This window comes from Terribacillus sp. JSM ZJ617 (assembly GCF_044383785.1).
Taxonomy (GTDB): Bacteria; Bacillota; Bacilli; order Bacillales; family Amphibacillaceae; genus Terribacillus.
Genome location: NZ_JBISEQ010000001.1, coordinates 1 through 25,891 on the forward strand (window position 1 = coordinate 1; position 25,891 = coordinate 25,891).

Sequence of the window (25,891 nt, forward strand, 5' to 3'; positions counted from 1 at the left end):
GATCAAACTCTCCATGAAAGTTTTGATGCATTGCTCGTTAGAGCTGACGTTGATCTTGCGATCATGTCGTTTAGTTCATAATTGGTTGTTTTGTTCAGTTTTCAAAGATCAATTTCATTCTGCCGCTCGTTTGGCGACTAGAACATTGTATCATGTTTTAACTTGCGTTGTCAACATGTTATTTGTTTGTGTCAGCTCCGTTCCGAAGCGACTTGAATAATATATCATGATCTTGGGCATACTGCAACACTTTATAATAAAAAATATTGAATTGCTGCCAAAGAAGCTAACCCTGGAATACCTAATAAGCCCACCATTACAGTTGTAGCAGCATTTATCGGAATGTGCAGCCCAGCAAGTGCTCCTACTACATTAAATAAAAATAATAGAAAGACACCAATAATGAGCCTGACTGAACCTTTAAGTATTAGACTAAACAGCTTTCCTGACGTACCTGAAATGAGTAAGACTAATACTGCTGCTAACAGTATACCGATTATTGCATATGACATATTTCATCTCTCCTTTAACTTGTCCTGCTTTCTACACTATGAGCAGGGACAAGAAAAAAGAACACGCATTGCGTTAAGTACGCAATGCGCTTAGGTTTCGGTGTCTTGCCTCACGAAGCATGAACAGATACTTGGCTTGCGCCACCTGTAAATCGTACTGCCCCATTTCACTTGCATCGACACTTCTCTCTATTATAGATTGGATGCTCACCCAATCATTTTTCATTTTGAATATATCAGCTAACAACTCTTTGTCCACGTCAGATCTCTTCAATCTTCTGCCAGCCATTAATCTCACCTGCTTTACAGTTCTCTTCTGCCTTCCATCGCTTTGGAAAGGGTGACTTCATCCGCATACTCCAGATCTCCACCCATTGGCAGGCCGTGTGCAATCCTTGTTGTTCGTATACCAGATGGTTTGACTAGTTTGGATATATACATCGCTGTTGCTTCGCCTTCTATGTTCGGATTGGTAGCTAGGATCAATTCCTTCACTTCCTCATCCTTCAGGCGGTTCAATAGAGATGGAACATTGATATCTTCAGGTCCGATACCGTCCATCGGAGAAATAGCTCCATGCAATACATGGTATTTCCCATTGAATTCACGCATCTTCTCCATAGCGATGACATCTTTCGGATCTTGCACGACACAAATAAGAGAGCTATCTCTTGCTTCATCCTGACAAATACTACAAGGATCCTGATCGGTGATATGACCGCAGATGCTGCAGTGGGTCAATTCACGTTTGGCATTGATTAATGCCTTCGCAAAATCCATGACGTCATCTTCCTTCATGCTAAGTACATGGAAGGCAAGACGCACGGCAGTCTTTGGTCCGATTCCAGGCAATTTAGTAAAGCTGTCTATCAGCTTCGAAATCGGTTCGGGATAATACATCTATTTAGTTGCCTCCTAGAACATTCCTCCAGGTAACCCTTTCGTGAACTGTCCCATTGTTTGGTTGGATTTTTCGTCGACTTGCTTCAATACTTCATTTGTTGCAGAAATGATAAGATCTTGGAGCATTTCCACATCATCCGGATCTACTACCTCTTCCTGGATGACTACATCAGTGATTTCCTTTTTACCATTGGCAACAACCTTTACAGCACCGCCGCCTGCAGTTGCTTCGAAAGTCATTTCGAAAAGCTCTTCCTGAGCCTGCATCATTTTCTTCTGCATTTTCTGCATCTGCTTCATCATATTGTTCATATTCCCACCACCACGCATGGAAAAATCCCTCCTTGAATTGGTTATTAGTCTTTTATTTCGAGTAAATCATCTCCGACCAGCTTCCTGGCCTCTGCGATAATTGGGTCTTCCTCTTGCTTTCCATCCCCTGAAGAGTCATCCTGCTTCTGATTCTTCAGGAAGTCTTCACGCAGTTCTGTCCAATTCGCCTCCGGAATTGGTATGACCGTAACTTGGTGTCCGATCCGTTCTGCTAGTAATGATTCTATCGTGTCTTTGTGTTCCAAGGCAAGTGAACAGTGAATCTCATATTTGAAACCGATTATAAGTGCATTCTGGGAGGCTGCTCTTGGCTTACTATTCAAAATCGTCGCATGCGCAGGGGCGCTCTGCCGCTTAAGGGCATCCATAAAGCTTGCCCAGTGCTCAGCAACCAGCTTCAGTTCATCCTTTGTTGCTTCTGATAATACTTGGCGTATGCGTTCAAACGGAACACGATAGCTATTCTTGCTGCCTGTTCTTACCGGACGCTTCGGCTGTTCGGCAGGAGCTGTAGCTGATTGCGGCTGCAATTTCAGTTGTTTCAATTCCTGTTCCAGCTGAGAAATCTTGCGCGTCAGCTGCTGCACAGCTTCGGCTTCCACACTCGCTGTCGGAGCACTTTTATCCGCAATATGCAAAATCGCTATTTCAACAAATACCTTCGGACTGTTTGCCCATTTGATCTCCTGCTGGCAGCGATTAAGTTCTACAATCGCCGCTTGGATCCAAGAAGCATCCACTTCCTCTGCCAGTTGTTTGAAACTATCGTCTACCAGTACGCGTTCAAGGATGTTTTCCATGCCAGGTGCACTTTGGAACATAAGCAAATCCCGTAAGTAATAGATAAGATCAAAAACGAAACGCCCTGGATCCTTTCCATCCTGTATCAGCAGATCCACTTGTTCAAGTGCTGCTTGTACATCTTGTCTGGCACAAGCGCGGATTACCTCTGTAAGTCTATCCTGTGAAACGGCACCGGTAACAGCAAGCACATCCGCAAGCTCCACAACATCTTCACTATAGGAAATAGCCTGGTCGAGCAAGCTGAGTGCATCCCGCATACCGCCTTCTGCAGCTAGTGCAACTGACTCAACTGCATCGACAGATACTGTAATCTGTTCTTTCTCCAGTATCTCCTGCATCCTGTTCACCATTGCCTGCTGGTTGATACGTTTGAAATCGAAACGCTGACAGCGTGAAATGATTGTCAGCGGAATCTTATGCGGTTCTGTTGTGGCTAAGATGAAAACCACATGTTTGGGTGGCTCTTCCAATGTCTTGAGAAGAGCATTGAATGCCCCAATCGAAAGCATATGAACTTCATCGATGATATACACTTTATATTTAACCGCACTAGGAGCATATTTCACTTTGTCCCGGATGTCCCGTATTTGTTCAACACCGTTATTGGACGCCGCATCGATTTCTATAACATCTGCAATCGAACCATCTTGGATACCTCTGCAAGCCGCACACTCGTTGCATGCTTCCTCTACTGGTGCATGCTCACAGTTGATCGTCTTTGCAAAAATCTTCGCCGCACTTGTCTTCCCTGTACCACGCGGACCGGAAAACAAGTAGGCATGCGAGAACTTATCCTGCATGATGGCATTTTTCAATGTACGGATAATCGGCTCCTGGCCTACTACATCAGCAAATGTCCTTGGCCTCCAGACACGGTATAACGCTTGATAACTCATTGCGCCGCGCTCCTTTTTTCATTCTTCCCTCATTATAACGGAATTAGGTTACTGATACTACATGTATAAAAAGAGCCCTTACCAAATGGCAAGGACTCTGATTGTGTATTAATTAAGCGCCGTGCACCCACCGTCGATAATACGGATCTAAGCGTTACATAAGTTCATGGCTCGACCCAGGCTTCCCCGCGGCACACAAGAAAGACCGCTTACTGCTGCTTCCTTCCGGACCTGACAGGGTTCACGGGTTCCTGTTGCGCAGGACCCGGGTGTCAACACCAATTCCTTATGGCAGACCTTAAAGCCGCATTACCTCGGGCGGGAATTCGGCCTCGCTATAGCGGATTGCGAGTACAGGGCACCGCTACCTCCCCGCTTAGCACGGCTAAGTTGTGAATAATGTTAGGCGCTTCGATAGCGCACTTCATAGTATAGCTTGTTTGCGGAAAAAAATCAATCCCGGCTGTTTTTCGCTGCTTTTTTCTTCCGGAGTTCCCGGAAAAATGAGGTCAACAATCCGCCGCATTCCTCCTGCAGCACACCGCCTGTCACTTCTGTCTGATGATTGAACCGATCATCTTCCAATAAATTATATAAAGTGCCTGCACAGCCAGCCTTCGGATCATACGCACCAAATACGACACGTCGGATCCGTGATTGGATGATGGCACCTGCACACATTGGGCAAGGCTCAAGGGTCACGTACAAATCACAATCCTCCAATCGCCAGCTGCCTACCTTTTCATTGGCCGCTTGGATTGCATGCATCTCTGCATGTGAGTGTGCCTGCTGTGTTGTTTCTCTAAGATTGAAGCCGGAAGCGATGATCTCTCCATCCTTCACGATAATAGCTCCAATCGGAACTTCTCCAAGATGCTCCGCTCGCTTTGCTTCCTTGATCGCTTGCTCCATCCAGTAAGCATCGTTCGTCATATCTATCTCCCACATTTCTATCCAAAGGTTTCAAATTACGTAAAGTTGATAATGTATAAGTATAAGAAGCTTCCTACTACGAAGTAAAGGAGAATTATCATGAGTGACAAAAAAGCCGTTTTATTTATAGATGTATTCAACACATTTGATTTCCCCGGCGGCGAAAAACTGCTGGAGAATACAAAAGAAATACTTCCTAACTGGGAGAAACTACGCAAAAAGGCAAAAGAAAATGATTGGCCAGTCATCTTTGTGAATGACCACTACGGCATCTGGCAGGATAACTTCAAAAAAATAGCTGATTATTGCCGGAATGAAAATAACAAGGAGATCATCGATAGTATGATGCCGCACGAAGATGATTATTTTCTTTTGAAACCGAAGCATTCTGCTTTCTTCCAGACATCACTGCCATCCTTGTTAAAGGATTTAGAATGCGATCGAGTTATTCTAGCAGGTGTTGCGGGTAATATTTGTGTTATATTCTCCGCAAATGATGCCCATATGCGGGAGTTCAAACTGGATGTGCCAAGAAACTGTGTAGCATCCAATACAAAAGAACAAAACGAAGACGCATTGCGTGTCATTGAAACGACTCTCAGTGCCAATACAGATCCAATTTGACATAGAACGGCTCCTCCGAGCATAGCTTTTCTACAGAGGCTTAATAAAGGAGGAGTCGTTTTGCAAATATATGTAGTACAGACTGGGGATTCACTGAATAGCATTGCAAGCCGCTACGGTACGACAAGTCAGGAATTGATTACCGCAAACGAACTGGCAGCACCAAATGACCTTGTCGTCGGACAGGCGCTGGTGATTCCAATCATTGGCTCATTCTATTATGTCCAAGCCGGTGACAGTCTTTACACCATTGCCAGAAGAAATAACTTATCCGTTGCAGAGCTCGCACGAATCAATAACATTTCAGCATCGGCTGTCCTGCAGCCGGGACAGCGTCTTTACCTGCCGGCTAAACCAAAGAGGCAAATCGAATCGAATGCATATATCGAGCCTTCCGGAAATACTGTTTCTCAGACATTGGAGACGGCAGCAAGACAGCGTGCACCATACCTTACCTATCTGATGCCGTTCAGTTACAGAGTAGATCGGCAAGGAAATTTAACTGCTCCGCCATTAAATGAATTTCCAACAATTGCACGCGAAAACAACACAACATTAAGTCTTGCCGTTTCCACGCTCGAAAGCGGCGCATTCAGCGCTGAATTAGGAACTCGTATTGTCACCAATACTGCTGTTCAGGATCGCTTGTTTACAAACATTATCAATACCGCCAACGAAGTCGGTTTTGGAGAGGTGCACTTTGATATCGAATTTCTGCCAGCGGAAAATCGGGAGGATTATAACAATTTTCTCAGGCGTGCTGTCGCCAGACTTCGACCTGAGGGACTGCGTGTATCGACAGCGGTCGCTCCCAAGACGAGTGCGACACAGCAAGGGCAATGGTATGAAGCACATGATTATGCCGCTCATGGGGAGATTGTCGACTTTGTCGTGTTAATGACCTATGAATGGGGCTATAGCGGCGGACCGCCAATGGCTGTTTCTCCATTACCGAATGTTCGTGAAGTTGTGGAATACGCTTTGACCGAAATGCCTGCCAATAAAATTATGCTGGGACAGAACTTGTATGGCTATGATTGGACACTACCATACGAACCCGGCGGAGAATTTGCCAGAGCCGTCAGTCCGCAGCGAGCTATTGCGATTGCCCGTGAAAATAATGCTTCGATTCAATACGACACTACTGCGCAAGCACCTTTCTTCAGATATACAGCTGCTGGCGCACAGCATGAGGTGTGGTTTGAAGATGCCCGCTCCATCCAGGCAAAGTTCGATTTGATCAAGGAGTTGAACTTGCGTGGAATCAGTTATTGGAAGCTTGGTCTTTCCTTTCCGCAGAACTGGCTGTTACTTACCGATAATTTCACAATCCGAAAGCTATGAGAGCAGTAAATCTACTGCTCTTTTTTCATGTCACCGTCACCCAGAGCTTCTCTTCACGGAACTCATCTCCGTCCACTACCACTTGTGGAATGGCAACACGGACAGGACTTTCGAGCGGTGAAGGTGTCAGTTTTACTTCCACAGACGATACCCATTCTCCGATAATTTTATCGGCAAAAGAAAACTTTTCTCCGAAACCATCCCGGAACCATTTCACTTCATTCTGCTTTGATACTCCCGGCTGATTCATACACAGGTACAAAGAAACATCATCACAGAAAGAAAGCATCTTTTGATCAATATCCAACGTAGCACTTTCGGCTGAAGTAAGTGTTTGTATGTCAGCTTGCTGCAATCCATGCTCCCTATCCAAGAATGCTTTTATCTGCTCATCTTCTGTGTTGTTGGAAAAGAACGAGCAATAATGCCGGCTGCACAATATAGCTGCATAGCGGGATTGTTCCCGTACTTCCATGATGCCCTGCTGATATGCACGCAGCTTGTCCGTTAAAGGATAATCGATAAAGCTATAAAAACCTTCCACATCAGGCTTTTGCTTTGGTACTTCATCCAACGGAATCCAAGCTCGGTCGTGCTGGTCGATGGCCATGATAGTCTCAGGACGCTGAACAGGTGAATGTGAATCATCCTTTCGCCAATGCCTGGCTATTTCCCCGGAAATAGCCGCATGGTCATGCTGCCGTATCAATACCGTTTTACCTGCATTATTCTCACGAACGATCATACTATCCCTCCTATGAAAAACTCCCGGCTCATAGCCGGGAGTAATAATCATTGCTTATTTCAATAGCTTCAAGGATTCCTCGATGAAAGCTGGAATATCATCCGGCTGTCTGCTCGTAACCAGCTGATCCTGACATACGACAACTTCCTTGTCTTCGACTGTTGCACCAGCATATTCCATATCTACTTGAATGGATTTATATCCTGTCGCTTTTCGTCCTTCAAGTGTCTTAGCGGTGATCAGCAGCTGCGGACCGTGACAAATTGCGAAAACAGGTTTCTTTTCATCCATGAAATGCTTCGCGAAATTAACAAATCGATCATCTGCACGTAAGCTATCAGGTGAGTTCCCGCCAGGAATGAACAGTGCATCAAAATCTGATGGGTTTACATCATCGATGCCTTTATCGATGGACACTGTCGCTTCTCCTTGTTTACCTGTTACACTTTTACCTGATTCAAATTCAATTGTTGTTACTTCATGACCAGCTTCTTTAAATGCTTTCGCCGGATCCGTATATTCTACATCTTCAAACGTATCGGTAATGACAGTTGCAATTTTAGCCATTGTCTAACACTCCTTTATAAAGTATTACACAATGTATAGTTCCACGCAGGCTGCCGATTAAACCTGTTATTCCTCTAAAGTAGATGTATCACCCAGCGGCAGTCCGAGCTCTTTGGCACGAAGCAGACGGCGCATGATTTTGCCGCTTCTTGTCTTTGGAATGGAGGTGACTATCTCAATTTCCCTTGGTGCTGCATGCGCACTCAGTCCTTTTTTGATGAACTGCCGGATTTCTTCGCGCAGCTCCATGGAATCTTTATACCCCTTATCCAATGTGATGAAAGCTTTGATGATCTCTCCGCGCTCTTCATCCGGTTTCCCGATTACCGCTGCTTCAGTAACAGCATAGTGCTCGATAAGCTTGCTTTCCACTTCAAAAGGTCCGACCAGTTTTCCAGACGTGTTGATCACGTCATCCAAACGTCCTTCAAACCAGAAATAGCCTTCTTCATCCATCTTGGCGCTATCCCCTGATACATACCAGCCATTGATGAAATAGCTGTCAAACTTCTCTTGATTGCCCCAAATCGTTTTCATCATCGATGGCCAGCCTGCCTTTACCGCAAGATTTCCGCTCGTATGAGGCGGCAGTATATTCCCGGCATCATCAATGATCGCTGCTTCTACACCTGGTATCGGTTTGCCCATCGCCCCTGGCTTGATTGGCAGTGTAGGGTGATTGACGATAAGCATGGCACCTGTTTCTGTCATCCACCATGTATCATGAATGCGTTTGCCGTATACTTCTTCTGCCCAATAAATGATCTCCGGGTTCAGAGGTTCCCCGACACTGAGGACATGACGAAGCGAGGACAAATCATAGGAATGAGCAACCTCATCTCCTGCAGCGGCCAGCTTCCGCAAAGCAGTCGGGGCTGTATACCAGACCGTTACCTTATGCTTCTCAATGACCTTATACCAAGCTTCCGGTGTAAAACGGCCCCCGGCAATAACATTTGTCGCCCCGTTCAGCCAAGGTCCGAATATGCCGTAACTTGTACCTGTCACCCAGCCAGGATCAGCCGTGCACCAGTACACATCATCTTCCTGCAAATCCAAGATCCATTTGCCAGTAGCATAATGCTGCACCATCGCACGATGTGCATGATAAACACCTTTCGGCTTCCCAGTGGATCCAGAGGTATAATGCAGCAGCATACCATCCTCCTTATCCAGCCACACAGGCTCGAATTCGGTTGATGCCTGATCCATCAGTTCTGTGTAGTCATGTAGTCCTTCTGTTTCACAGTTAAGTACAATGACTTCTTTCAATTCGGGCAAATTATCCCTGTTAACGCGCGGCAGCAGTTCTGCCGTTGTAATCAAGATGCTAGCGCCGCTATCCTTCAGCCGATCTTCTACTGCCTGTTCCATGAATGCTTCGAATAATGGTCCGGCTACAGCGCCAATTTTAAGAATACCAAAAAAGCTTGCGTAAAAATCAGGACAGCGAGGCATAAACAAAAAGACACGGTCTCCTTTTGCTGCACCGAGAGATTTCAGCATATTGGCGGCCTTATTGCTGCGTTCCTTCAGTTGTGTGAACGTCCACTTCTCCTCTGTCTCTCCATTCTGATAAATTAAAGCAAGCTGATCCGCTTTAGTAGGATTTTCTGCATGACGGTCAACTGCCTCATAAGCAGCATTTAATTTGCCCGTATGGAACCAGGAGAAATCCTGCTCCATCTGACTCCATTCAAACGACTGACGTAGTGCTTCAAAATCCGTTACATTGTGCTTTCCACTGAGAGGTGCTAACATTTTCATGATTCGACATCCTTCCCTATAATTTGTAAGCGTTTACAATTAACACGAATAAAAAAGCCTCTGTCTGCATCAGCAAATCAAGTAGGTTATTTCCATTGTACATTGTTTTCCTTACCAGTCAAAGCGAAATCATAAAAGCGAGCACCCGCTTCGTTAAGATCCTCTATATAGATAGAGACAATTTCACATTGCTGCTGTTATCTCCATCATAAAGAATGACAATATAAAAAGGTCCGCTCTTACAAAGAGCGGACCTTTTACTTACACTTAGCAGATTAGTGGTATGGGGGATACCTGATATCACTATACCCATCTGTGCAATATATAAACATCAAATTGAAAAAGTTTATAAGTTTTTATAGCGGGAAGAGCATAATATAGCAATTTTCATAAAGGAGTGGATTATAAATGGCTGAAAATAAACAAAGTCTGAGCGACAAAGTAAAAGGTGCCGTATCAAAAACAAAAGGTGAAGCAAAAGATCAAATCGGTAACGCAAAAAATGATAAAGGCATGCAAGCAGACGGCAAGAAAGACAAAGCAAAAGGAAATCTTCAGGATACTGCTGGTAAACTAAAAGAAGATTATGACCGTCGTTAAGAAAGAGAAAGACTGTTTGTCAGATAAACTGACAGAAATCACGGGGTACTTGGGAAAGTGAGAACAGCACCCAATTTCGGCAAATTTCGTGCTACACTTAATTCATGATTTCCCCTAAATTTCTAACGCAAAATGGCTGCCAAATCGGCAGCCATTTTTGTTTTAGACAAGTTCTACATATTGCGGATTTGCTGTAATATAGTTCCCGCTCTTTAGCCTATACATCGTGGAACCATCTACAGTCAGTGTTTCTACCACGGTGAACACTTCCCCTTGGCTCACTGTACCTGCCCGTGCATTCCAATCTGGTGCATCATAATAGTATAGAGATGCCGCCTTCACTCGAATCAAGAAAGTAGAACCCGAACCTGACTTCTTCGTTAGGCCAAGTGCTTTCTCCAAGCCATTGACATGACCTCGCGCCACATTCTGAATCCATGAGTTGGATTTCATCTTCGCTGCATCAGCACTATTATCAATAAAGCCATTTTCTGTCAGGACAGCAGGCATATTTGTTTCCCGAAGTACATGGAAGTTCGCCTTTTTTCTGCCGCGATCCGCCATTCCATTCAGCTTCATTACTTCCTCATGAATTCGTGCCCGCATTACGCCTGTCTCGGAGCTATCCGATAATGTGGAGTAAATAAAATCCTCATAACCAGTCCCACCACCAGCATTGACATGAATACTGAGGAAGAAATCAGCTCCCCATGCATTTGCATCATTCGTACGCTGCGTAAGGGACGGGAACGTATCCCCGGTGCGAGACATACGAACCTCTGCATTTTCATACTCCAGCTCCAGGATATTACGAATTGATGTCCCAATTGCCAACACGATATTTTTCTCCTGGATTCCATTTGCTGTTGCACCCGGATCTGACCCTCCATGACCTGGATCTACATAGATTTTCACCATTCGACCATCTCCCTTTCTTTTTTTGACTGCTATATGTTACTTTATGCAGCCTTGTACTAGATAAAAGCGGTTGGTGTCACAATTTCACAACCCATTCTGTATCTATTATCGAAAGGTAGGTTCAAATAGTGTTATCTGTTCATAAAATCATCGCTAACTAGACACACTAACAGAACGAGAGAGAGGTGATAGGTGATGTTTCCTTGGCAGAAAAAGAAGACAGAAGCAGTGGAAAAGCGGAAAACCACTAAGATATCCAGAAGCTTGAAAGAGAATGTGACCTATCTTGAAGAACAATATTTATATGGGACTAACTTTGATTTCAACTCTAAGGAACTTCGAGGATCAACTGGGATATACCACCTATTCTACTATTCCACAATTATTGATACGAAACAGTTAAACGAGCATATCGTGACACCTTTGCTTGAAACAAAAAGGGATATTCCGGTGCCGCGGATCGTTACATTATCCAGTCTAAGTTCTGTGAAGAATATGGATGAAGTGGAGAAAGGCCTTAGCTCGGGCTGCGTCATCATTTTCAAAGAAGGAATGAGCGAAGCATTCAAAGCAAAAATCGATGACTTTAAACACCGCGCCGTGGAAAAGCCTGAGAATGAGAAGACCATTAAGGGACCAAAAGAATCCTTTACGGAGTCTTTGCCAGTGAACATATCTATCTTTCGAAAGCAGATACCTTCCAAAGATCTGATTATCGAAAATATCAGCGTCGGTACAAGACCCGAAATGCCTGTATCTTTAGTTTATGCACGTGATCTAGTCAACGAGGAAATACTTGAAAATGTCAAACAGCGTATCAAGAAGATTACAGCCGGCAATATCCGAAATATTGAGATATTAGAGCAGTTTCTCGAGGAAAGACCCGCCTCCCTGTTTCCTACGATGCTATATACAGAACGTCCAGACAATGCAGGTAACTATATTATGGAAGGCTATGTGGCAATTATTATGGAGAATTCTTCCTCTTGTCTGATCGCCCCTATCACTATCTGGTCTTTCTTCCATTCACCAGAGGATAGGTATTTGAGATGGGCTTTTGGAAACTTTAGCCGACTAGTACGCGCTATCGCATATTTCATTACATTATTTGTTTCTGCAAGTTATGTAGCTATTACGAATTATCACAGCCAGCTTATCCCGATTGATCTGCTGCTAGCCATAGCAGCAAGCAGAGAACGAGTTCCGCTGCCAATTGTATTCGAAATCCTGTTGATGGAAGTAGCGTTTGAATTGATCAGGGAAGCAGGGATTCGCATCCCTTCCCCGCTCGGACCAACTATCGGAATTGTTGGAGCATTGATTCTCGGTCAAGCGGCAGTAGAAGCAAATATTGTAAGTCCTATAGTTGTTATAATCGTGGCTTTAAGCGGATTGTCCTCGTTTGCCGCCGCTAACTACAGTATCAATCATACATTGCGAATTTCCCGCTTTCTTTTCATTGTTGCTGCCAGTATGTATGGACTGCTTAGCCTTTTAGGAGCAATATTGCTTTGGGTAGCGTATGTCGTTTCAATCAATTCCTTTGGTGTCAGCTATTTCTCACCTGCTACCCCATCAAACCGATCACCAAGGGACACGTTCTTCCGCATGATACTAAAAAAAGAAAAATGGAGACCTGGATTCCTGAATCCGAAAGACTGGGATAAACAATGAAAGGAGGATACCATGATGGAGCTCAATAAAAAACCATTACGGATTCGTGAGCTTACAGCGATGATTTTCATGATAATTGGTCTAAAAGGCGGTGATACCACGCCAGCTCTCTTCGCTGATCAAGCTCAGAATGCCATATGGATAGTTCCGATCATCTCCTTCCTTTTTCTATTAGGTCCGTTCCTGATTCTCATGCACCTTCTTAAAAAATATAAAAAATATAATTTGATTGAGCTCATCTTCCATCTGATTGGAAAGAAGGCAGGAACCTTGCTTGCCTTATTGCTATTCATCTGTGGTTTCATCGCCATGTTTACTGACATGCGTAATGTCATGGAAGAAATCAACTATCTTTATTTCCCGAATTCCCCAACACTCGTCATTTACGTTATCTTCCTCACTGTATGTATACTAGTTGCTAACAAAGGGTTGGAAACGATAGGCAGCTTGGCTTGGGCACTGCTTCCGATAATTATTGTCACAATCATTGCAGTGATATTCGTGGACTTGAAAGAAGCTGTACCGGTACGCATTTTCCCTCTATTCGGAGGAGGAGTAGGTACTGTTATTTTCGAGGGTATCTCCAAATCAGCTGCCTTTTTAGAGATATTTTTAATAACGATTGCGTATCAGTCCTTTCACCAAACAAAATACTTTCACAGCGGTATTTATTTAGGAGGAAGTCTTTCTTTTATGCTTATCGTCTCCTTTTATGCCGTATATACGATGCTGTTTGATTATAACTCAATCAATAACATTGCTTTTCTCTATCAAGAAGCGACGGAAATCGTAACTCTTGGACATTTCTTCACGAATATCAGCACGCTTTTTATGGTCGGCTGGATGTTCTCAAACTTCTTGCGATTTATAATCTTCCTTTATTTGATATGCTGGATTTTTGGAGCAATCTTTGAAATTAAACGGTTTGAAGGATTGCTGCTACCTATCGGATTCATTGCCATGATACTTTCACTCATTCCGCCTAGTTTTGTTGTAAATGAGATGTTTTTCAGAGAAAAAAGTCTGCAAATTATGACGCCCCTCTTCTTCCTTTTTCCTTTTCTGTTATGGGCAGCATCTTACTGGAAGGATAGAAAAACATGAAGAACTTACTCATTGTTATGCTGCTTTTACAAACGGCTGTCCTTTTGAGTGGCTGCTTTGACCGTAAAGAATTAGAAGAACAGGCATACGTCATCAGTATTGGGGTTGATAAGACAGAGAGTGAAGATGTATTCCGTTTCACATTTGAAATTGCCAACCCTGAAGTAGGCAGTACTGTTTCAGGTCCTTCTACCCCAGAGCCACCCCAAGAGGTAGTCAGTGTCTTAGGTACCGACTTTCTTTCTGCTACAAATGCTGCCAATGTATCGGTTGCAAAGGAAATTTCACTGGATCAAGTACGTGTTGTAATTGTTTCCGAAAAACTGGCTCGCTCCAAGAAGTTTATCCATTTGATGCAAACTGCACCAAGCATTATCGATTTGAAACTTAATGCACAGTTGGTTATCAGTAAGGAGAAGGCTGAGGAATTTATAAGAACTAATAAACCAAAACTGGAGTCCCGCCCGCACAAGTATTTTCAATATGTGCTTGATCGAGCCAAAGAAACAGGCGTTATCCCAGAAGCACCATTGGTTCGGTACTTCCAAATTACCGAAGGCGATGCAGATCTCTTTATTGCACCGTTTGCTACTACGAAAAAAAATCCTAAAGAAGAGTACGGTGCAGAGGACAATTACAAAGCTGGTGAAGTAAATATAAAAGGCGGAAACTCGACCCAATTCATTGGATCAGCAGTGTTTAAGGAGGGTCAGATGATTGATATATTGACAGGAGAAGAGACGCGCTTCTCCTTGATGTTGGATACAACGCTGCCCCAGCAAGATATCATAGCGAATTACACAGATCCATTAAGACCTGGTTTCGATTTGGCAGCTCGTGTACAAGCGGACAAAGTAAAAGTGAAAATTGACTATAAACCTACAGGCAAGACAAATATCGATGTGTATGTAAGTATGCATATGAATATCTTTGCAGTACCAAGCACTCAAAATTATATGATCAATTCAAAAAACAGGAACATCCTGCATGCTTCGCTGGAAAAACAATTGCAAGAAGAAGGAGAAAAATTCATCAAGAAAACACAGGAGAAATATAAGCTGGAACCCTTCTATTGGTCCCTGCACATCAGAAGCAAGTTCCTTACGATCAAGGACTATGAAAAGGCAGACTGGTCGAACAAGATTTATCCGAATGCCAATGTGAGGTTGCATGTTAAGGTTAGAAGCCTGGAGTTTGGTAAAATCTTGCGGGAATCGGATTTAAGAAAGGTGCGGGATTGATGCAGATTTTCTATATGACGCTCATGGTACTCTTTGTCACTGGCTATACTTGTTTGTTTTGCTACTCGCTTTATAAGTCCAATAATAAAAAAGGAATGATAGCTGTAATCTGCCTAATCATTATAGTTATCGTAAGTCCCTTTCTGCTTTATAAATTTTAAAACAGCCACAGCCCTTCACAGGCTGTGGCTTGCTTTACATATATACGGCCCCGGCAAGATTCGAACTTGCGACACACGGTTTAGGAAACCGATGCTCTATCCCCTGAGCTACGGAGCCACGACATACTATATTATAACTGAATCGGGAAAGCTTGCAAAGTCTGTCGCTTTTTCCACTAGTTTCTTCCTTCACTGTATCGAAGCAATAGCCCTTCTATGGTAAACTATATTTATTTGCCATACAACGTTTGAGTTTGGAGGATACATCATGCACGAGCTGCCATTTATTGCAGTGGAAGGACCAATCGGTGTCGGAAAGACATCATTGGCTAAAAGAATTGCTGATCACTTTCAGTATGAACTGCTGAAGGAGATTGTAGAAGAAAACCCGTTCCTAGGCAAATTTTATGAGAATATCGAGGAATGGAGCTTTCAGCTGGAAATGTTCTTTTTGACGAACCGTTACAAACAGCTGAATGATATTCGAAAGGACTATCTGTCACAGAATCAACCGGTGGTCGCAGATTATCATATAGCAAAGAATATGATTTTTGCCCAGCGTACACTTGCTTCACCGGAGTTTGATAAATACAGCAAGATTTTCTCCATTCTTACAGAGGATATCGCGCTGCCTAATATGGTCATCTATTTGGATGCCAGCTTGGAAACATTGCTTGAACGGATCGAAATGCGTGACCGAAAAGAAGAACAGCATATCCAGCCGGACTACTTAAAGCAGCTATCTGCTGATTACCAAACCTTCATGGATCGTTTTGAGCAAGAAAACCCAGACATACCTGTGCTTCGATTAAGCGGAGATGAGTTGGATTTTGTGAAGAACGAGCAGGATTGGAAGTATATTTGTGACAGGATCTCCTCTCACTTGGATAAAGGAGTAACATCATCATGAACCTTAGAGAGAAATACCATATACCCGCAGACAGTGTGATCACCATTGCAGGTACTGTAGGTGTCGGAAAATCGACAATGACACAAGCCTTGGCAGATGCGTTACAGTTTCGGACGAGCTTTGAGAAAGTGGATGGAAATCCCTACTTGGATAAATATTATGCTGACTTTGAACGCTGGAGCTTCCACCTTCAAGTCTACTTTCTAGCTGAACGCTTCAAAGAGCAAAAAAGAATTTTCGAATACGGCGGCGGCTTTATACAAGATCGTTCCATCTATGAAGATACTGGTATTTTTGCTCGGATGGCGTATGAAGAAGGAAATATGTCCAAGGTCGACTATGAAACATATCGTTCCCTCTTTGATGCGATGGTGATGACACCCTACTTCCCTCATCCAGACTTGCTGATTTACTTGGAGGGATCCTTCGATCATATCATCAGCCGTATCAAGCAGCGCGGTCGGGAAATGGAACAGCAAACACCGATCAGCTATTGGGAAGAGATGTTCCATCGCTACGATAAATGGATTAATGATTTCAATGCTTGTCCGGTATTGCGAGTGAATATAGCAGACTATGATTTACTGAATCCAAATACGTCCATTGAACCGATTCTGGAGAAAGTCGGACACTTCATCCAGCACTCCCGTAAATGGACATCCCATCAGCCTTCCAAATAAAAAATCCGCCTTCATAGGCGGATTTTTTATTTATTGAATGCTTGTCCCATTTCCTTGGATCGATCGGCTGCTGCTTTTACGCATGCTTGAATGGCGATTTTGACGTCTTGCTCTTCTAACACGCTGATACCTGCTGCGGTCGTACCGCCAGCACTAGTAATGTTCGCACGCAGCTGAGCTGGGGTTAAATCAGACTGCTCAAGCATCTTTGCAGCCCCTTTGAAGGTCTGGATCAATAGTCGTTTGCTAACATTCTCATCAAGACCTACTTGAGAGCTTGCTTCCTCCAAAGCCTCCATCATGTAATATAGATAAGCCGGACCGCTGCCAGAAATGGCAGTGACAGCATCCATATCCTCTTCTGCTACCTCTACAGCTTCTCCAACAGTCTTGAACAGCCTGCTTACAATCTTCATTTCCTCACTACCTGCATGAACTCCAGCAGCGATAGCTGTAGCAGCCTCGAGGATTGTAGCAGAGGTATTAGGCATAGCGCGAACTACCGGCTGATTGAACGGAAGATAGCTTTCCAAGAAAGATGTGTGAATTCCTGCCAATATAGATACAATAACTTGTCCTGGCTCAAGCTTCGCTGCTTTTAAAGACGATAATGCTGCCTCCGCATCTTTAGGTTTCATTGATAGTATAATGACATCAGCATCTTTCAAGAGATCTGTCTGATCACGCGTAACAGTTACACCGTACGCTGTGTGCAATTCGTGCAATCTCTCCTCATTCGCATGATTCGTCAGCCATATATCTTCCGCTGGGAGCAGCTCTGCTGTGATCAATCCTTTAACAAGCGCTTCGGCCATTGCTCCTGCGCCTATAAATGCTATTTTCTTCATAAATGCCTCCGTTCCACGTGAAACAAGTTTGTAGTATTATCCGATGCTTCATAATAGAAGTCAATATATAAAAAAAATCGTTACGATGAACGTAACGATTTTATATATCTCCAATTTTATGCATTTGTAAAATATATGGCGGAGGAAGAGGGATTCGAACCCCCGCGAGCCGTTAAGCCCCTGTCGGTTTTCAAGACCGATCCCTTCAGCCAAACTTGGGTATTCCTCCGTAAGACAAAGACTAATATATCATATAGGATACCAATATGTCAACAAGATAAGAAAAAATGGCGGAGGAGGGGGGATTCGAACCCCCGCGAGCCTTAAACGGGCTCCTGTCGGTTTTCGAGACCGATCCCTTCAGCCGGACTTGGGTACCCCTCCATGCTTTTGTCTCCAAAAGCTATCTCACCATATTTTTAAGTTTGATGTCAAGGCTGCCGCTTTTAGCGGATTTCTGTTTTACCACCCATATAAGGTACCAACACTTCTGGAATCTTCACGGATCCATCAGCCTGCTGGTAATTTTCCAAGATAGCAGCAACCGTTCGGCCTAATGCCAAACCTGATCCATTCAATGTATGAACGAATTCTGGCTTGCTCTTGTCATCTCGTTTGAAACGGATGCCAGCACGACGCGCTTGGAAGTCCTCGAAGTTTGATACAGAGGAAATCTCGCGATACGTACCACCGCTAGGCAGCCACACCTCGATATCATACGTTTTTGCAGAAGAGAAACCAAGATCTCCCGTACATAATGTAACCACTCGGTGCGGAAGACCAAGAAGCTGCAACACTTTCTCTGCATGGCCTGTGATTTCTTCCAGCACATTATAAGATTCTTCTGGCTTCACAAATTGAACAAGCTCAACTTTGTTAAATTGATGCTGACGGATCAAACCGCGTGTATCACGGCCGGCAGATCCTGCTTCAGAACGGAAGGAAGCGCTGAATGCAGTGAATTTCTGCGGGAGCTGTTCCCCTTTCAATATTTCTTCACGATAATAGTTCGTTACAGGTACCTCAGCTGTGGGAACGAGGAAGTAATCCCAGCCTTCTACCTTGAAAGCATCCTCTTCAAACTTCGGCAGCTGACCTGTTCCTGTCATGCTTGCTCTGTTCACCATATAAGGAGGCAGCATTTCCTGATAACCATGTTCATCAGCGTGAAGGTCCATCATAAAATTGATCAAAGCTCGCTCCAGACGGGCACCTAAACCTGTGTAGAATACAAAACGGCTTCCTGTTACCTTCGCAGCACGTTCAAAATCCAGAATTCCTAAATCAGCCGCAAGATCCCAGTGCGCTTTTTCCTCAAAGTCCTTCTGCTGCACTTCTCCCCATTTACGTGCTTCTACATTATCGTCCTCAGAGTCACCTACAGGCACGCTCTCATGAGCAAGATTAGGGATGGACAGCAATAACATATCCAGCTCACCCTCCACGCTCCGGAGCTCCTCATCAAATGATTTGATTTGATCACCTACGTCGCGCATCTCTTTGATTTGGACATCGGCATCCTGCTTTTCTTTTTTAAGAACAGCAATCTGCTTGGATACCTCATTGCGTTTTGCTTTCAGTTCCTCTGTGTCATTGATCAGCTTCCGGCGGCGATCATCCAAATCTCCGAATTTATCTAAGACAGTCAGATCTTCACCCATATTTTTCAGCTTCTGTTTTACTTCTTCAAAGTTTGAACGTAAAAATTTCAAATCCAACATATGTGCTTCCTCCTTTTTTCTTAAACAAAAAAAACATCTCATCCCTATAAAGAAGGGACGAGATGTTTCACCCGCGATACCACCCTGGTTGAAGACAAATAAGTCTTCCGGCTCGACAAGGTAACGGTTTGTACCGGGTATGTTTCCATACCATTCCAGGATGGATTCACTCACAGCTCTGCATCGATTTTCACCAGCCATCGACTCTCTTAAAGCATGCTGTAAGTTACTAGTTCCTATCATCACGTTGTTGTTATTCTTCCTACAGAATAGCTAATTCCAGGTAATTATGCAAGTATGATATGCAATTCCAGCTCTAGCTTCTACATCCTAATAGGATTTTATACGAGAAAAGCGGAAAAGACTGAGTCTTTTCCGCTTTTTCTTCTTCCGCTTTTCAGCTATGTCTAGCTGCGAAAGCCAGGAACTAGAGTATAAGCAATGAATCCCTGCGTGGGGAAAAACCTCCCACTCCGTGCTCCCTTACTTATCCTTACGTTCCTAAACGGCTTTCTCCGCTTTTCTTAATTGTCTAGCTGCAAAGAACAGAAACTGCGGTATAGGCGATTAATCCCTGCATGAGGAAATGCACCTCATTACGGGCTTTCTCACCTATTCCTCCGTTTCTAAGCGTTCTTTTCCGCTTTTCTTAATTAAAACCAGCCTTTAACTGTGTCAGCAACGCTAGTGAAGATTCCTGCGAAGAAATCACCGATTGCGCCTAGGGAGAGCATGAACCAGTTTGATTTCTCTACATCTTCAGATGCTACAACGTCAACAGTATAGGAGCCGCCGTTGATGTTGCCTTGGTCATCGCCGTCATAGACAAGTGTCGCAGTTCCGACTTTGTCGCCTTTTTTCACTGGAGCGACCAATTCGCCATCTGCATTCAGCTTGTCCTTATCGACTTTATATTCCAAATAATATTTATCTTCTTCGCCATTCTTTACAGAAGTGGTAACTGCATCTTTTGTTGAGATGGCTACACTATCTTCTTTTCCTTTTGCAACTGGTACAGAATCATGATCTTTGATTTCTGTTCCTGCTTTGTAAAGTTCAGCCTGCTCGAATTGATTGAAGCCGTAATCAAGCAGCTTTGCAGTTTCCTGGAAGCGTGCTTCCTCACTGGCAGACTTCATGATAACAGTTATATATCGCTGACCATCACGTTCAGCCGTACCTGTAAAGCAGTAGCCTGCTACGTCTGTATGACCTGTTTTCAAACCATCCATGCCTTCATAGCCGTAAGCTTCCAAGTAGCCAGGCATGTTTGGCAGCATCCAGTTCCAGTTCGTGATTTGTTTACCGTCGAAATCTGTTTGGGTAACGCTGGAAACCTCAAGTGCTTCTGGGTGATCCTTGATCAAGTTATATGCCAGGATACCAGTGGACTTTGCAGTCATCAGGTTTTCATCGTTCACATTTGTTCCCTGTGGTCGGTTATCACCTAAGTCTGAGTTAGAGAGACCGGATGAGTTAACGAATTTATAGTCTTTCATACCAATGTCTTTCGCTTTTTCATTCATCATCTTGACGAATTCCGTCTCACTGCCGCCGACAAGCTCTGCAAGTACTATTGTTGCGGCATTATCGGAGTTGATAGCCATCGCGTTATAAAGGTCGCGAACTGTATAATCCTTGTTCTGCGTAAGTCCTGTGCCAGAAAAGTCTGTATTAGAGGAAATACTGTACGCATAATCGCTCACTTGTGTTGTCGTATCCCAAGAAATATCCCCTGCTGCAATAGCATCCAAGATGAGATATTCCGACATCATCTTCGTCATACTTGCTGGAGGTAAAGTGAGATCTGCCTGCTTCGCATATAATATTTCACCAGAGTTGGCGTCTATTAGAATTGCGGATTCCGCTTTAATATCCAAGCCTTCCGCAGCTTGAGTGTCTAGTGGCTTCGCTAGAAAAGTGTTAAACGTAATCAGCATCGCGAGCAAACCGATCATCGATGCTTTCAAAAGATGTTTCAAAGTCTTCCTACCTCCACAAAAATATAGAATCGATACTGTGCATCCCCGCTATTTTACCATAGACAATAGGCAGAGGGGAACGTACTTTATACCGATTCTACATTTTGTTCACAGGTCTGGAATACACCAGTCAATTGGCTTCAACCCATTATTTTCTAATATCTCGTTTGTCTTGGAAAATGGCTTGCTGCCAAAGAAACCGCGTCTTGCTGATAGCGGACTTGGATGAACCGATGTAAGTGTATAGTGCTTCTCCGTATCAATCAGCTTCTGCTTTTCTTGGGCATGTTTCCCCCAAAGAATGAAGACAACAGGATCCTGCTTCTCATTCAACGACTCAATGACTCGGTCTGTGAAGTGCTCCCACCCTTTACCGCGGTGCGATGCTGCCTGGTGAGCTTCTACTGTCAAAGCTGTATTTAAAAGCAGCACACCTTGTTCCGCCCAACGCTTCAAGTAACCATGTGTCGGAATCGGACAGCCGATATCATCTGCCAGCTCTTTGTAGATATTGATTAGCGATCTTGGTATAGCTACCTCGGGCTGTACCGAAAAACTTAGTCCATGTGCCTGATTAGGGCCATGATAGGGATCCTGTCCTAAGATGACAACCTTTGTATCGGCAAATGAAGTTACTTGCAATGCTTCGTAAATATGATGCATATCCGGATAAATCGTCCGTTCCTCATATGCTTTTTTTAAAAAGCTTCGCAGCTCCTTATAATAGTCTTTCTCAAATTCACCCTGCAGAATATCTTGCCAGTCATTATCAATTAGTTCTTTAACCATGTCACTCCACCTCCAGGACATTGTATCAGACCTATACCCGTTATGAATAACGAAAAAAAGCCACCCTCATGAAAGGGCAGCTTCTAAATCAGCTTGCAACCGGCTGATTCATTTCAGATCTTTTATACATGTACTGGAATGCGATTAGAGCAGCGAAAACAACTAAACCAGCAATACTGGTCCAGACTCCCGGGTAGATCAAGGCTAGGCCGGCAGCCAATGCTACTAGACGCTCTGGCCAATACAATCTTCGGAACCAATAACCGATCATTCCGGCACCAATGACTATCATGCCAAGAAAAGCAGTCAGGAATATCCAAGCAACCTCTAGATAATTGCTTGTGCCAACCAGCAGCAGTTCCGGCGCAAAGACGAACATATATGGAATGACGAAAGCAGCAATGGCCAGCTTCGTCGATATGACCCCGGTGGCAATCGGCCGTCCTCCAGACATACCTGCGGCCGCGAATGCTGCCAAAGCAACCGGTGGTGTAATATCAGCCATGATACCGAAATAGAAAACAAACATATGCGCTTGCAGATCACTGACTCCAAGCAGGATGATTGCTGGTGCAGCAATCGTCGATGTAATGATGTAGTTGGCTGTCGTCGGCGCACCCATACCAAGAATGAGGGACGCGATCATCGTAAAGAACAACGTCCAAAATAGCTGTTCATTTGCGAGACCGACCAAGCTGTTCGCAAGGCTCAGACCAAGTCCTGTTTTTGTAACGACTGCAACGATGATCCCAGCTGCTGCAGTTGCTGCAATTACACCGAGGGCAGTTCTTGCACCGTCCACTAATGCTTCAATTGTCTCCATGAAGTTACGGTCGAAGAAATAGCTGACAGCGATAGTTGCAATGGCTGCGATGATCAACCCATTTTGAATGGACATGCTACCGGTTATACCGCTGTAAATCAAATAAGCAACTAGTACAACCCCGAATACGATCGGGTACAGATGACGGTAGACTTCCTTTCTGATTAACGCGACAAGCACACATGTAACGATCCCATACAGTGCGGCTCGCATGATGCTGAGACCCGAGCTCAGATAAAACACCATAGCGATTATGGGAAGCAGCAAATATAGCTTGCTTAGAACTTCCTTTTTGTTTGGAAGTTCTTCTTTTTTGAGGCCTCTCAATCCAGTTCGCTTCGCCTCGAAATGCGTCATGATCCAAATGCCGGCAAAATAAAGGATAGCCGGTATGATTGCCGCTTTGGCAATCGTCCAATAGCTCACACCGATGAATTCGACCATCAAGAAGGCTGCGGCCCCCATTACAGGCGGCATGATTTGACCTCCTGTGGAAGAAGATGCTTCGACGGCACCTGCGAAGTTCTTGGAATAACCAAGTCTCTTCATCATTGGAATGGTAAAAGATCCCGATGTTACAACGTTCGCTACCGAGCTCCCGCTTACCGTACCTTGCAGAGCACTGGAGAATATCGCAACCTTCGCCGGTCCTCCAATTCTCCTTCCGGCTACAAGTAATGCAAGATCATTGAAATACTGCCCTACGCCAGTCTTTACCAGGAATGCACCGAATAAAAGAAAGAGGAAAATATACGTTGCCGATACACCGATCGGCGTACCGAGCATGCCCTCTGTTGTGAAGAATAGGGAGTTGACGAGTGTATCTATATCCACTCCTGGGTGGACGATGAAATCAGGAAGCTGCCTGCCCCAGTAAGCATATGCCATGAAGAGGATGGCGATGATGACGATAGGCAGCCCGACAGTACGTCTTGTCGCTTCCAGAACGAGCAGGACCGCTATTCCTCCTGTAATGAAATCCAATGTAGTCATCTGCCCGCCTTGTGCAATGATGTTGTCATACATGACCGGCCAATAAGCACCTACATAAAATCCAAGTGCAGCTAACAGATAATCATACCAGGCAATCCGTTTATCCTTGCTTTTACGCTTTGCCGGGAATAACAGATAAATCAACACAAGCCCGAATCCTAAGTGGACGGATCGATGAATCTGAGTCGGTACATTTCCATATGTAGCGGTATATAATTGGTACAAGGAAAACGCGAGCAATAAGAAAAAGACGACAGTAGCCATGATGCCTGTGAGCTTTCTGAAATTTGATTCAGTATCATATTTCTCAATCAGCTGCTGTTGTTCTTGTTCCGATAATACGTCAATGTTCGTAGCTTTATCGTTCATTCAAGCAGTTCTCCTTTCCATAGCTCCCATAGATTTGTGTATTCTGCTTGGATTTTAATGGAGACACCTGGTCCGATATTGTCTTGGAGAGAATAGCTGTGCTTCTGATAGACCAGCTGGTGATTTGCCACCACTTCTCCGATTGTCAGGTTAAGAGCATCCTGATAGCCCTTCATATTCCGTATATAATATTTTCCATCTTTCATCTCGAATGCTTCACCGGACTTGGCATTTGCTGGCATGCCGACTGCAGTATCTTCGTAGACAAGCTGAAAAGGATATAATCTTGTTTGCTTGATGGTGTACTCTTCCGTCACATCTGAACGATGGATGGAATGGGTGTATCGGATACTCACATGCGCTTCATCCTCGACCGGTAAATAAGCCAGGAGACGCTCACTTTGCAAATCTTTACAGGCGATTATATGCCGGAAGGGGACAAATATGTACAATGCAACCAGTGTTATGATCAGTAGACTGATCAAAAAAATGATGCGAAATCGCAATTCAATTACACCTGCTTTTGTAAAAAAAACGCCGGTAAACGAGCTACCGGCGTTTTCCGTATTCAATCAGGAAGAAGGCAGTTCCACTCCTGCTTCCTCCAAATAGCGCTGGGCACCTGGATGGAATGGAATGCTTACACCATCAGCAGCTGTTTCTGCTTTGATGAATTCTGCCTTTTGATGGCCGATATCTCCTGTATTTTCATACAATGCCTTTGTCATGTTATAAACGAGCTCCTCATCCATACCTTCAGTGGTTACAAGCATTGCATTTACAGAAACGGTTTCTACAGGCTCCTCCAAGCTGTATGTTCCTGCTTCGATCGTGTAAGGAGCGTAATAAGGCTTCTCTTCGATCAATTGATCCACTTTATCTTGATCCAGCCCTACAATCGTGACTGGAGTCGTTGCTGAAAGACTTTCTACCGCCCCTGTCGGCGTACCAGCTGTAATGAAAGCAGCATCAATGGTACCATCCTGCATACCAGCTGTTGATTCACCGAAATCAAGATTCTGGACTTCGATATCCTCCACTGTCATGTCGTAAATTCCAAGGATATCTTCTGCACTTGCATTCGTTCCTGATCCCGGGGCACCAATTGATACTGTTTTGCCTTTTAAATCTTCCACTGTCTGTATGCCGCTATCTTCCGTAGCGACAATCTGGATCGTTTCCGGATACAAAGAACCAATGGCCTGGATGCTATCGATTCCTTCACCATCAAACATCAACGTTCCTTCCGATGCATACGCAGCAATATCAGTCTGGCTGAACGCGACGATATCATCATTTCCTTCACTCAATTTATTCATATTCTCCACTGAGGCACCAGTAGAGGTAGCTGTCGCTTTTACATCATCCACATTGGAATTTAGAATCTCCGCGATACTTCCGCCAAGCGGATAATATGTACCTTCTGTTCCGCCTGTGAGCAGCGTGATGAACTGCTGTCCGCCTTCTTCCTCACCGGAATTCCCTGAACCCCCTGCTGTTCCCCCTCCACAAGCGCTGAGTATAAGTGCTAACAACGTCATAAGTACTACTGCTGAAAGTGATTTCTTCATTTTCATTCGTTCATCTCCCCCTTGAGATTATTAATTCTCCATAACGTTAGCAAACCCTCCCTACTTTTACAATATTATT

At 44.2% G+C, this 25,891-nt stretch carries 25 protein-coding genes, 3 tRNA genes, 1 other RNA gene and 1 other annotated feature; of the genes, 8 read left to right on the forward strand and 21 right to left on the reverse strand.

Annotated features, from left to right (window positions below; genetic code table 11):
• Window positions 1-251 precede the first annotated feature (251 nt).
• From ACH6C1_RS00005 to tadA, 7 genes are all read right to left on the reverse strand, one after another.
• Complete coding sequence (locus ACH6C1_RS00005; RefSeq protein WP_374073513.1) at window positions 252-512, reverse strand: pro-sigmaK processing inhibitor BofA family protein; 261 nt, start codon at window positions 510-512, stop codon at window positions 252-254.
• A 73-nt stretch (window positions 513-585) separates the two neighbouring features.
• Window positions 586-801: a YaaL family protein gene (locus ACH6C1_RS00010; RefSeq protein WP_038562524.1), complete on the reverse strand. Its 216-nt coding sequence runs from the start codon at window positions 799-801 to the stop codon at window positions 586-588.
• 14 nt (window positions 802-815) lie between these two features.
• On the reverse strand, window positions 816-1,412 hold the full coding sequence (gene recR, locus ACH6C1_RS00015) for a recombination mediator RecR (protein ID WP_038562527.1): 597 nt from the start codon (window positions 1,410-1,412) through the stop codon (window positions 816-818).
• A gap of 15 nt (window positions 1,413-1,427) precedes the next feature.
• The gene (locus ACH6C1_RS00020) at window positions 1,428-1,745 is read right to left on the reverse strand and encodes a YbaB/EbfC family nucleoid-associated protein (protein ID WP_095222150.1); all 318 of its coding nucleotides are present in this window, start codon (window positions 1,743-1,745) and stop codon (window positions 1,428-1,430) included.
• 26 nt (window positions 1,746-1,771) lie between these two features.
• Window positions 1,772-3,448, reverse strand: a complete 1,677-nt coding sequence (gene dnaX / locus ACH6C1_RS00025) for a DNA polymerase III subunit gamma/tau (RefSeq protein WP_374073516.1) — start codon at window positions 3,446-3,448, stop codon at window positions 1,772-1,774.
• A gap of 119 nt (window positions 3,449-3,567) precedes the next feature.
• Window positions 3,568-3,833: signal recognition particle sRNA large type (gene ffs, locus ACH6C1_RS00030), an RNA gene on the reverse strand.
• A 68-nt stretch (window positions 3,834-3,901) separates the two neighbouring features.
• Window positions 3,902-4,381 (reverse strand): tRNA adenosine(34) deaminase TadA, encoded by a 480-nt coding sequence (gene tadA / locus ACH6C1_RS00035; protein WP_374073518.1) that lies wholly within the window; start codon window positions 4,379-4,381, stop codon window positions 3,902-3,904.
• A gap of 99 nt (window positions 4,382-4,480) precedes the next feature.
• Here tadA and ACH6C1_RS00040 point away from each other — a divergent pair, with 99 nt between their 5' ends.
• Together ACH6C1_RS00040 and ACH6C1_RS00045 are read left to right on the forward strand one after the other, a co-directional pair.
• A complete protein-coding gene (locus ACH6C1_RS00040) occupies window positions 4,481-5,005 on the forward strand; it encodes a cysteine hydrolase family protein (RefSeq protein WP_374073521.1) in 525 nt (174 codons plus the stop codon).
• Between the two features lie 60 nt (window positions 5,006-5,065).
• Window positions 5,066-6,349 (forward strand): glycoside hydrolase family 18 protein, encoded by a 1,284-nt coding sequence (locus ACH6C1_RS00045; protein WP_374073523.1) that lies wholly within the window; start codon window positions 5,066-5,068, stop codon window positions 6,347-6,349.
• A 25-nt stretch (window positions 6,350-6,374) separates the two neighbouring features.
• On the opposite strand, the gene ACH6C1_RS00050 is transcribed toward ACH6C1_RS00045, so the two are convergent.
• The 3 genes from ACH6C1_RS00050 to acsA all read right to left on the reverse strand — a co-directional run bounded on the left by ACH6C1_RS00050 (window position 6,375) and on the right by acsA (window position 9,428).
• Window positions 6,375-7,094, reverse strand: a complete 720-nt coding sequence (locus tag ACH6C1_RS00050) for a DUF3891 family protein (protein WP_374073525.1) — start codon at window positions 7,092-7,094, stop codon at window positions 6,375-6,377.
• 54 nt (window positions 7,095-7,148) lie between these two features.
• A complete protein-coding gene (locus ACH6C1_RS00055; protein ID WP_374073527.1) occupies window positions 7,149-7,661 on the reverse strand; it encodes a type 1 glutamine amidotransferase domain-containing protein in 513 nt (170 codons plus the stop codon).
• Window positions 7,662-7,727: 66 nt separating this feature from the next.
• Window positions 7,728-9,428, reverse strand: a complete 1,701-nt coding sequence (acsA, locus tag ACH6C1_RS00060; protein ID WP_374073529.1) for an acetate--CoA ligase — start codon at window positions 9,426-9,428, stop codon at window positions 7,728-7,730.
• Window positions 9,429-9,836: 408 nt separating this feature from the next.
• Here acsA and ACH6C1_RS00065 point away from each other — a divergent pair, with 408 nt between their 5' ends.
• Window positions 9,837-10,028 (forward strand): CsbD family protein, encoded by a 192-nt coding sequence (locus ACH6C1_RS00065; protein ID WP_374073531.1) that lies wholly within the window; start codon window positions 9,837-9,839, stop codon window positions 10,026-10,028.
• A gap of 162 nt (window positions 10,029-10,190) precedes the next feature.
• On the opposite strand, the gene ACH6C1_RS00070 is transcribed toward ACH6C1_RS00065, so the two are convergent.
• Window positions 10,191-10,946: an N-acetylmuramoyl-L-alanine amidase gene (locus ACH6C1_RS00070; protein WP_374073533.1), complete on the reverse strand. Its 756-nt coding sequence runs from the start codon at window positions 10,944-10,946 to the stop codon at window positions 10,191-10,193.
• Between the two features lie 195 nt (window positions 10,947-11,141).
• On the opposite strand from ACH6C1_RS00070, the gene ACH6C1_RS00075 reads away from it, so the two are divergent.
• Genes ACH6C1_RS00075 through ACH6C1_RS00085 form a run of 3 tightly spaced genes read left to right on the forward strand, consistent with a single transcriptional unit; the run spans window position 11,142 to window position 14,965 of the window.
• A complete protein-coding gene (locus ACH6C1_RS00075; RefSeq protein ID WP_374073535.1) occupies window positions 11,142-12,620 on the forward strand; it encodes a spore germination protein in 1,479 nt (492 codons plus the stop codon).
• Between the two features lie 12 nt (window positions 12,621-12,632).
• A complete protein-coding gene (locus ACH6C1_RS00080) occupies window positions 12,633-13,724 on the forward strand; it encodes a GerAB/ArcD/ProY family transporter (RefSeq protein ID WP_374073537.1) in 1,092 nt (363 codons plus the stop codon).
• A complete protein-coding gene (locus ACH6C1_RS00085; RefSeq protein WP_374073539.1) occupies window positions 13,721-14,965 on the forward strand; it encodes a Ger(x)C family spore germination protein in 1,245 nt (414 codons plus the stop codon). Before ACH6C1_RS00080 ends, ACH6C1_RS00085 begins: the two co-directional genes overlap by 4 nt.
• Before the next feature lie 206 nt (window positions 14,966-15,171).
• Here ACH6C1_RS00085 and ACH6C1_RS00090 read toward each other — a convergent pair.
• Window positions 15,172-15,244 (reverse strand) — tRNA-Arg (locus ACH6C1_RS00090).
• Between the two features lie 150 nt (window positions 15,245-15,394).
• Here ACH6C1_RS00090 and ACH6C1_RS00095 point away from each other — a divergent pair.
• Window positions 15,395-16,036, forward strand: coding sequence for a deoxynucleoside kinase (locus ACH6C1_RS00095; RefSeq protein WP_374073541.1), 642 nt, complete (start codon window positions 15,395-15,397; stop codon window positions 16,034-16,036).
• The gene (locus tag ACH6C1_RS00100) at window positions 16,033-16,716 is read left to right on the forward strand and encodes a deoxynucleoside kinase (RefSeq protein WP_095222122.1); all 684 of its coding nucleotides are present in this window, start codon (window positions 16,033-16,035) and stop codon (window positions 16,714-16,716) included. The genes ACH6C1_RS00095 and ACH6C1_RS00100 overlap by 4 nt, the downstream gene beginning before the upstream one ends.
• Window positions 16,717-16,742: 26 nt before the next feature.
• On the opposite strand, the gene proC is transcribed toward ACH6C1_RS00100, so the two are convergent.
• The 9 genes from proC to ACH6C1_RS00145 form a co-directional block, all read right to left on the reverse strand.
• Window positions 16,743-17,564 carry a pyrroline-5-carboxylate reductase gene (gene proC / locus ACH6C1_RS00105; protein WP_374073544.1) on the reverse strand — a complete coding sequence of 274 codons (822 nt, stop codon included), beginning with the start codon at window positions 17,562-17,564 and terminating at the stop codon, window positions 16,743-16,745.
• Between the two features lie 136 nt (window positions 17,565-17,700).
• Window positions 17,701-17,793, reverse strand: a tRNA-Ser gene (locus tag ACH6C1_RS00110).
• Between the two features lie 59 nt (window positions 17,794-17,852).
• Window positions 17,853-17,948 (reverse strand) — tRNA-Ser (locus ACH6C1_RS00115).
• Window positions 17,949-18,010: 62 nt separating this feature from the next.
• Window positions 18,011-19,285, reverse strand: a complete 1,275-nt coding sequence (gene serS / locus ACH6C1_RS00120; RefSeq protein ID WP_374073546.1) for a serine--tRNA ligase — start codon at window positions 19,283-19,285, stop codon at window positions 18,011-18,013.
• Between the two features lie 50 nt (window positions 19,286-19,335).
• Window positions 19,336-19,537, reverse strand: a binding site (T-box leader).
• A 401-nt stretch (window positions 19,538-19,938) separates the two neighbouring features.
• Window positions 19,939-21,267, reverse strand: coding sequence for a serine hydrolase (locus ACH6C1_RS00125; protein WP_374073548.1), 1,329 nt, complete (start codon window positions 21,265-21,267; stop codon window positions 19,939-19,941).
• Between the two features lie 108 nt (window positions 21,268-21,375).
• Entirely contained in the window at window positions 21,376-22,056 is a 681-nt protein-coding gene (locus ACH6C1_RS00130) for a uracil-DNA glycosylase (protein ID WP_374073550.1), read from the reverse strand.
• An 88-nt stretch (window positions 22,057-22,144) separates the two neighbouring features.
• The gene (locus tag ACH6C1_RS00135) at window positions 22,145-24,241 is read right to left on the reverse strand and encodes a TRAP transporter permease (RefSeq protein WP_374073552.1); all 2,097 of its coding nucleotides are present in this window, start codon (window positions 24,239-24,241) and stop codon (window positions 22,145-22,147) included.
• On the reverse strand, window positions 24,238-24,747 hold the full coding sequence (locus ACH6C1_RS00140; RefSeq protein WP_374073554.1) for a DUF1850 domain-containing protein: 510 nt from the start codon (window positions 24,745-24,747) through the stop codon (window positions 24,238-24,240). The genes ACH6C1_RS00135 and ACH6C1_RS00140 overlap by 4 nt, the downstream gene beginning before the upstream one ends.
• A gap of 66 nt (window positions 24,748-24,813) precedes the next feature.
• Window positions 24,814-25,818 carry a TAXI family TRAP transporter solute-binding subunit gene (locus ACH6C1_RS00145; RefSeq protein ID WP_374073556.1) on the reverse strand — a complete coding sequence of 335 codons (1,005 nt, stop codon included), beginning with the start codon at window positions 25,816-25,818 and terminating at the stop codon, window positions 24,814-24,816.
• Between the last annotated feature and the right edge of the window lie 73 nt (window positions 25,819-25,891).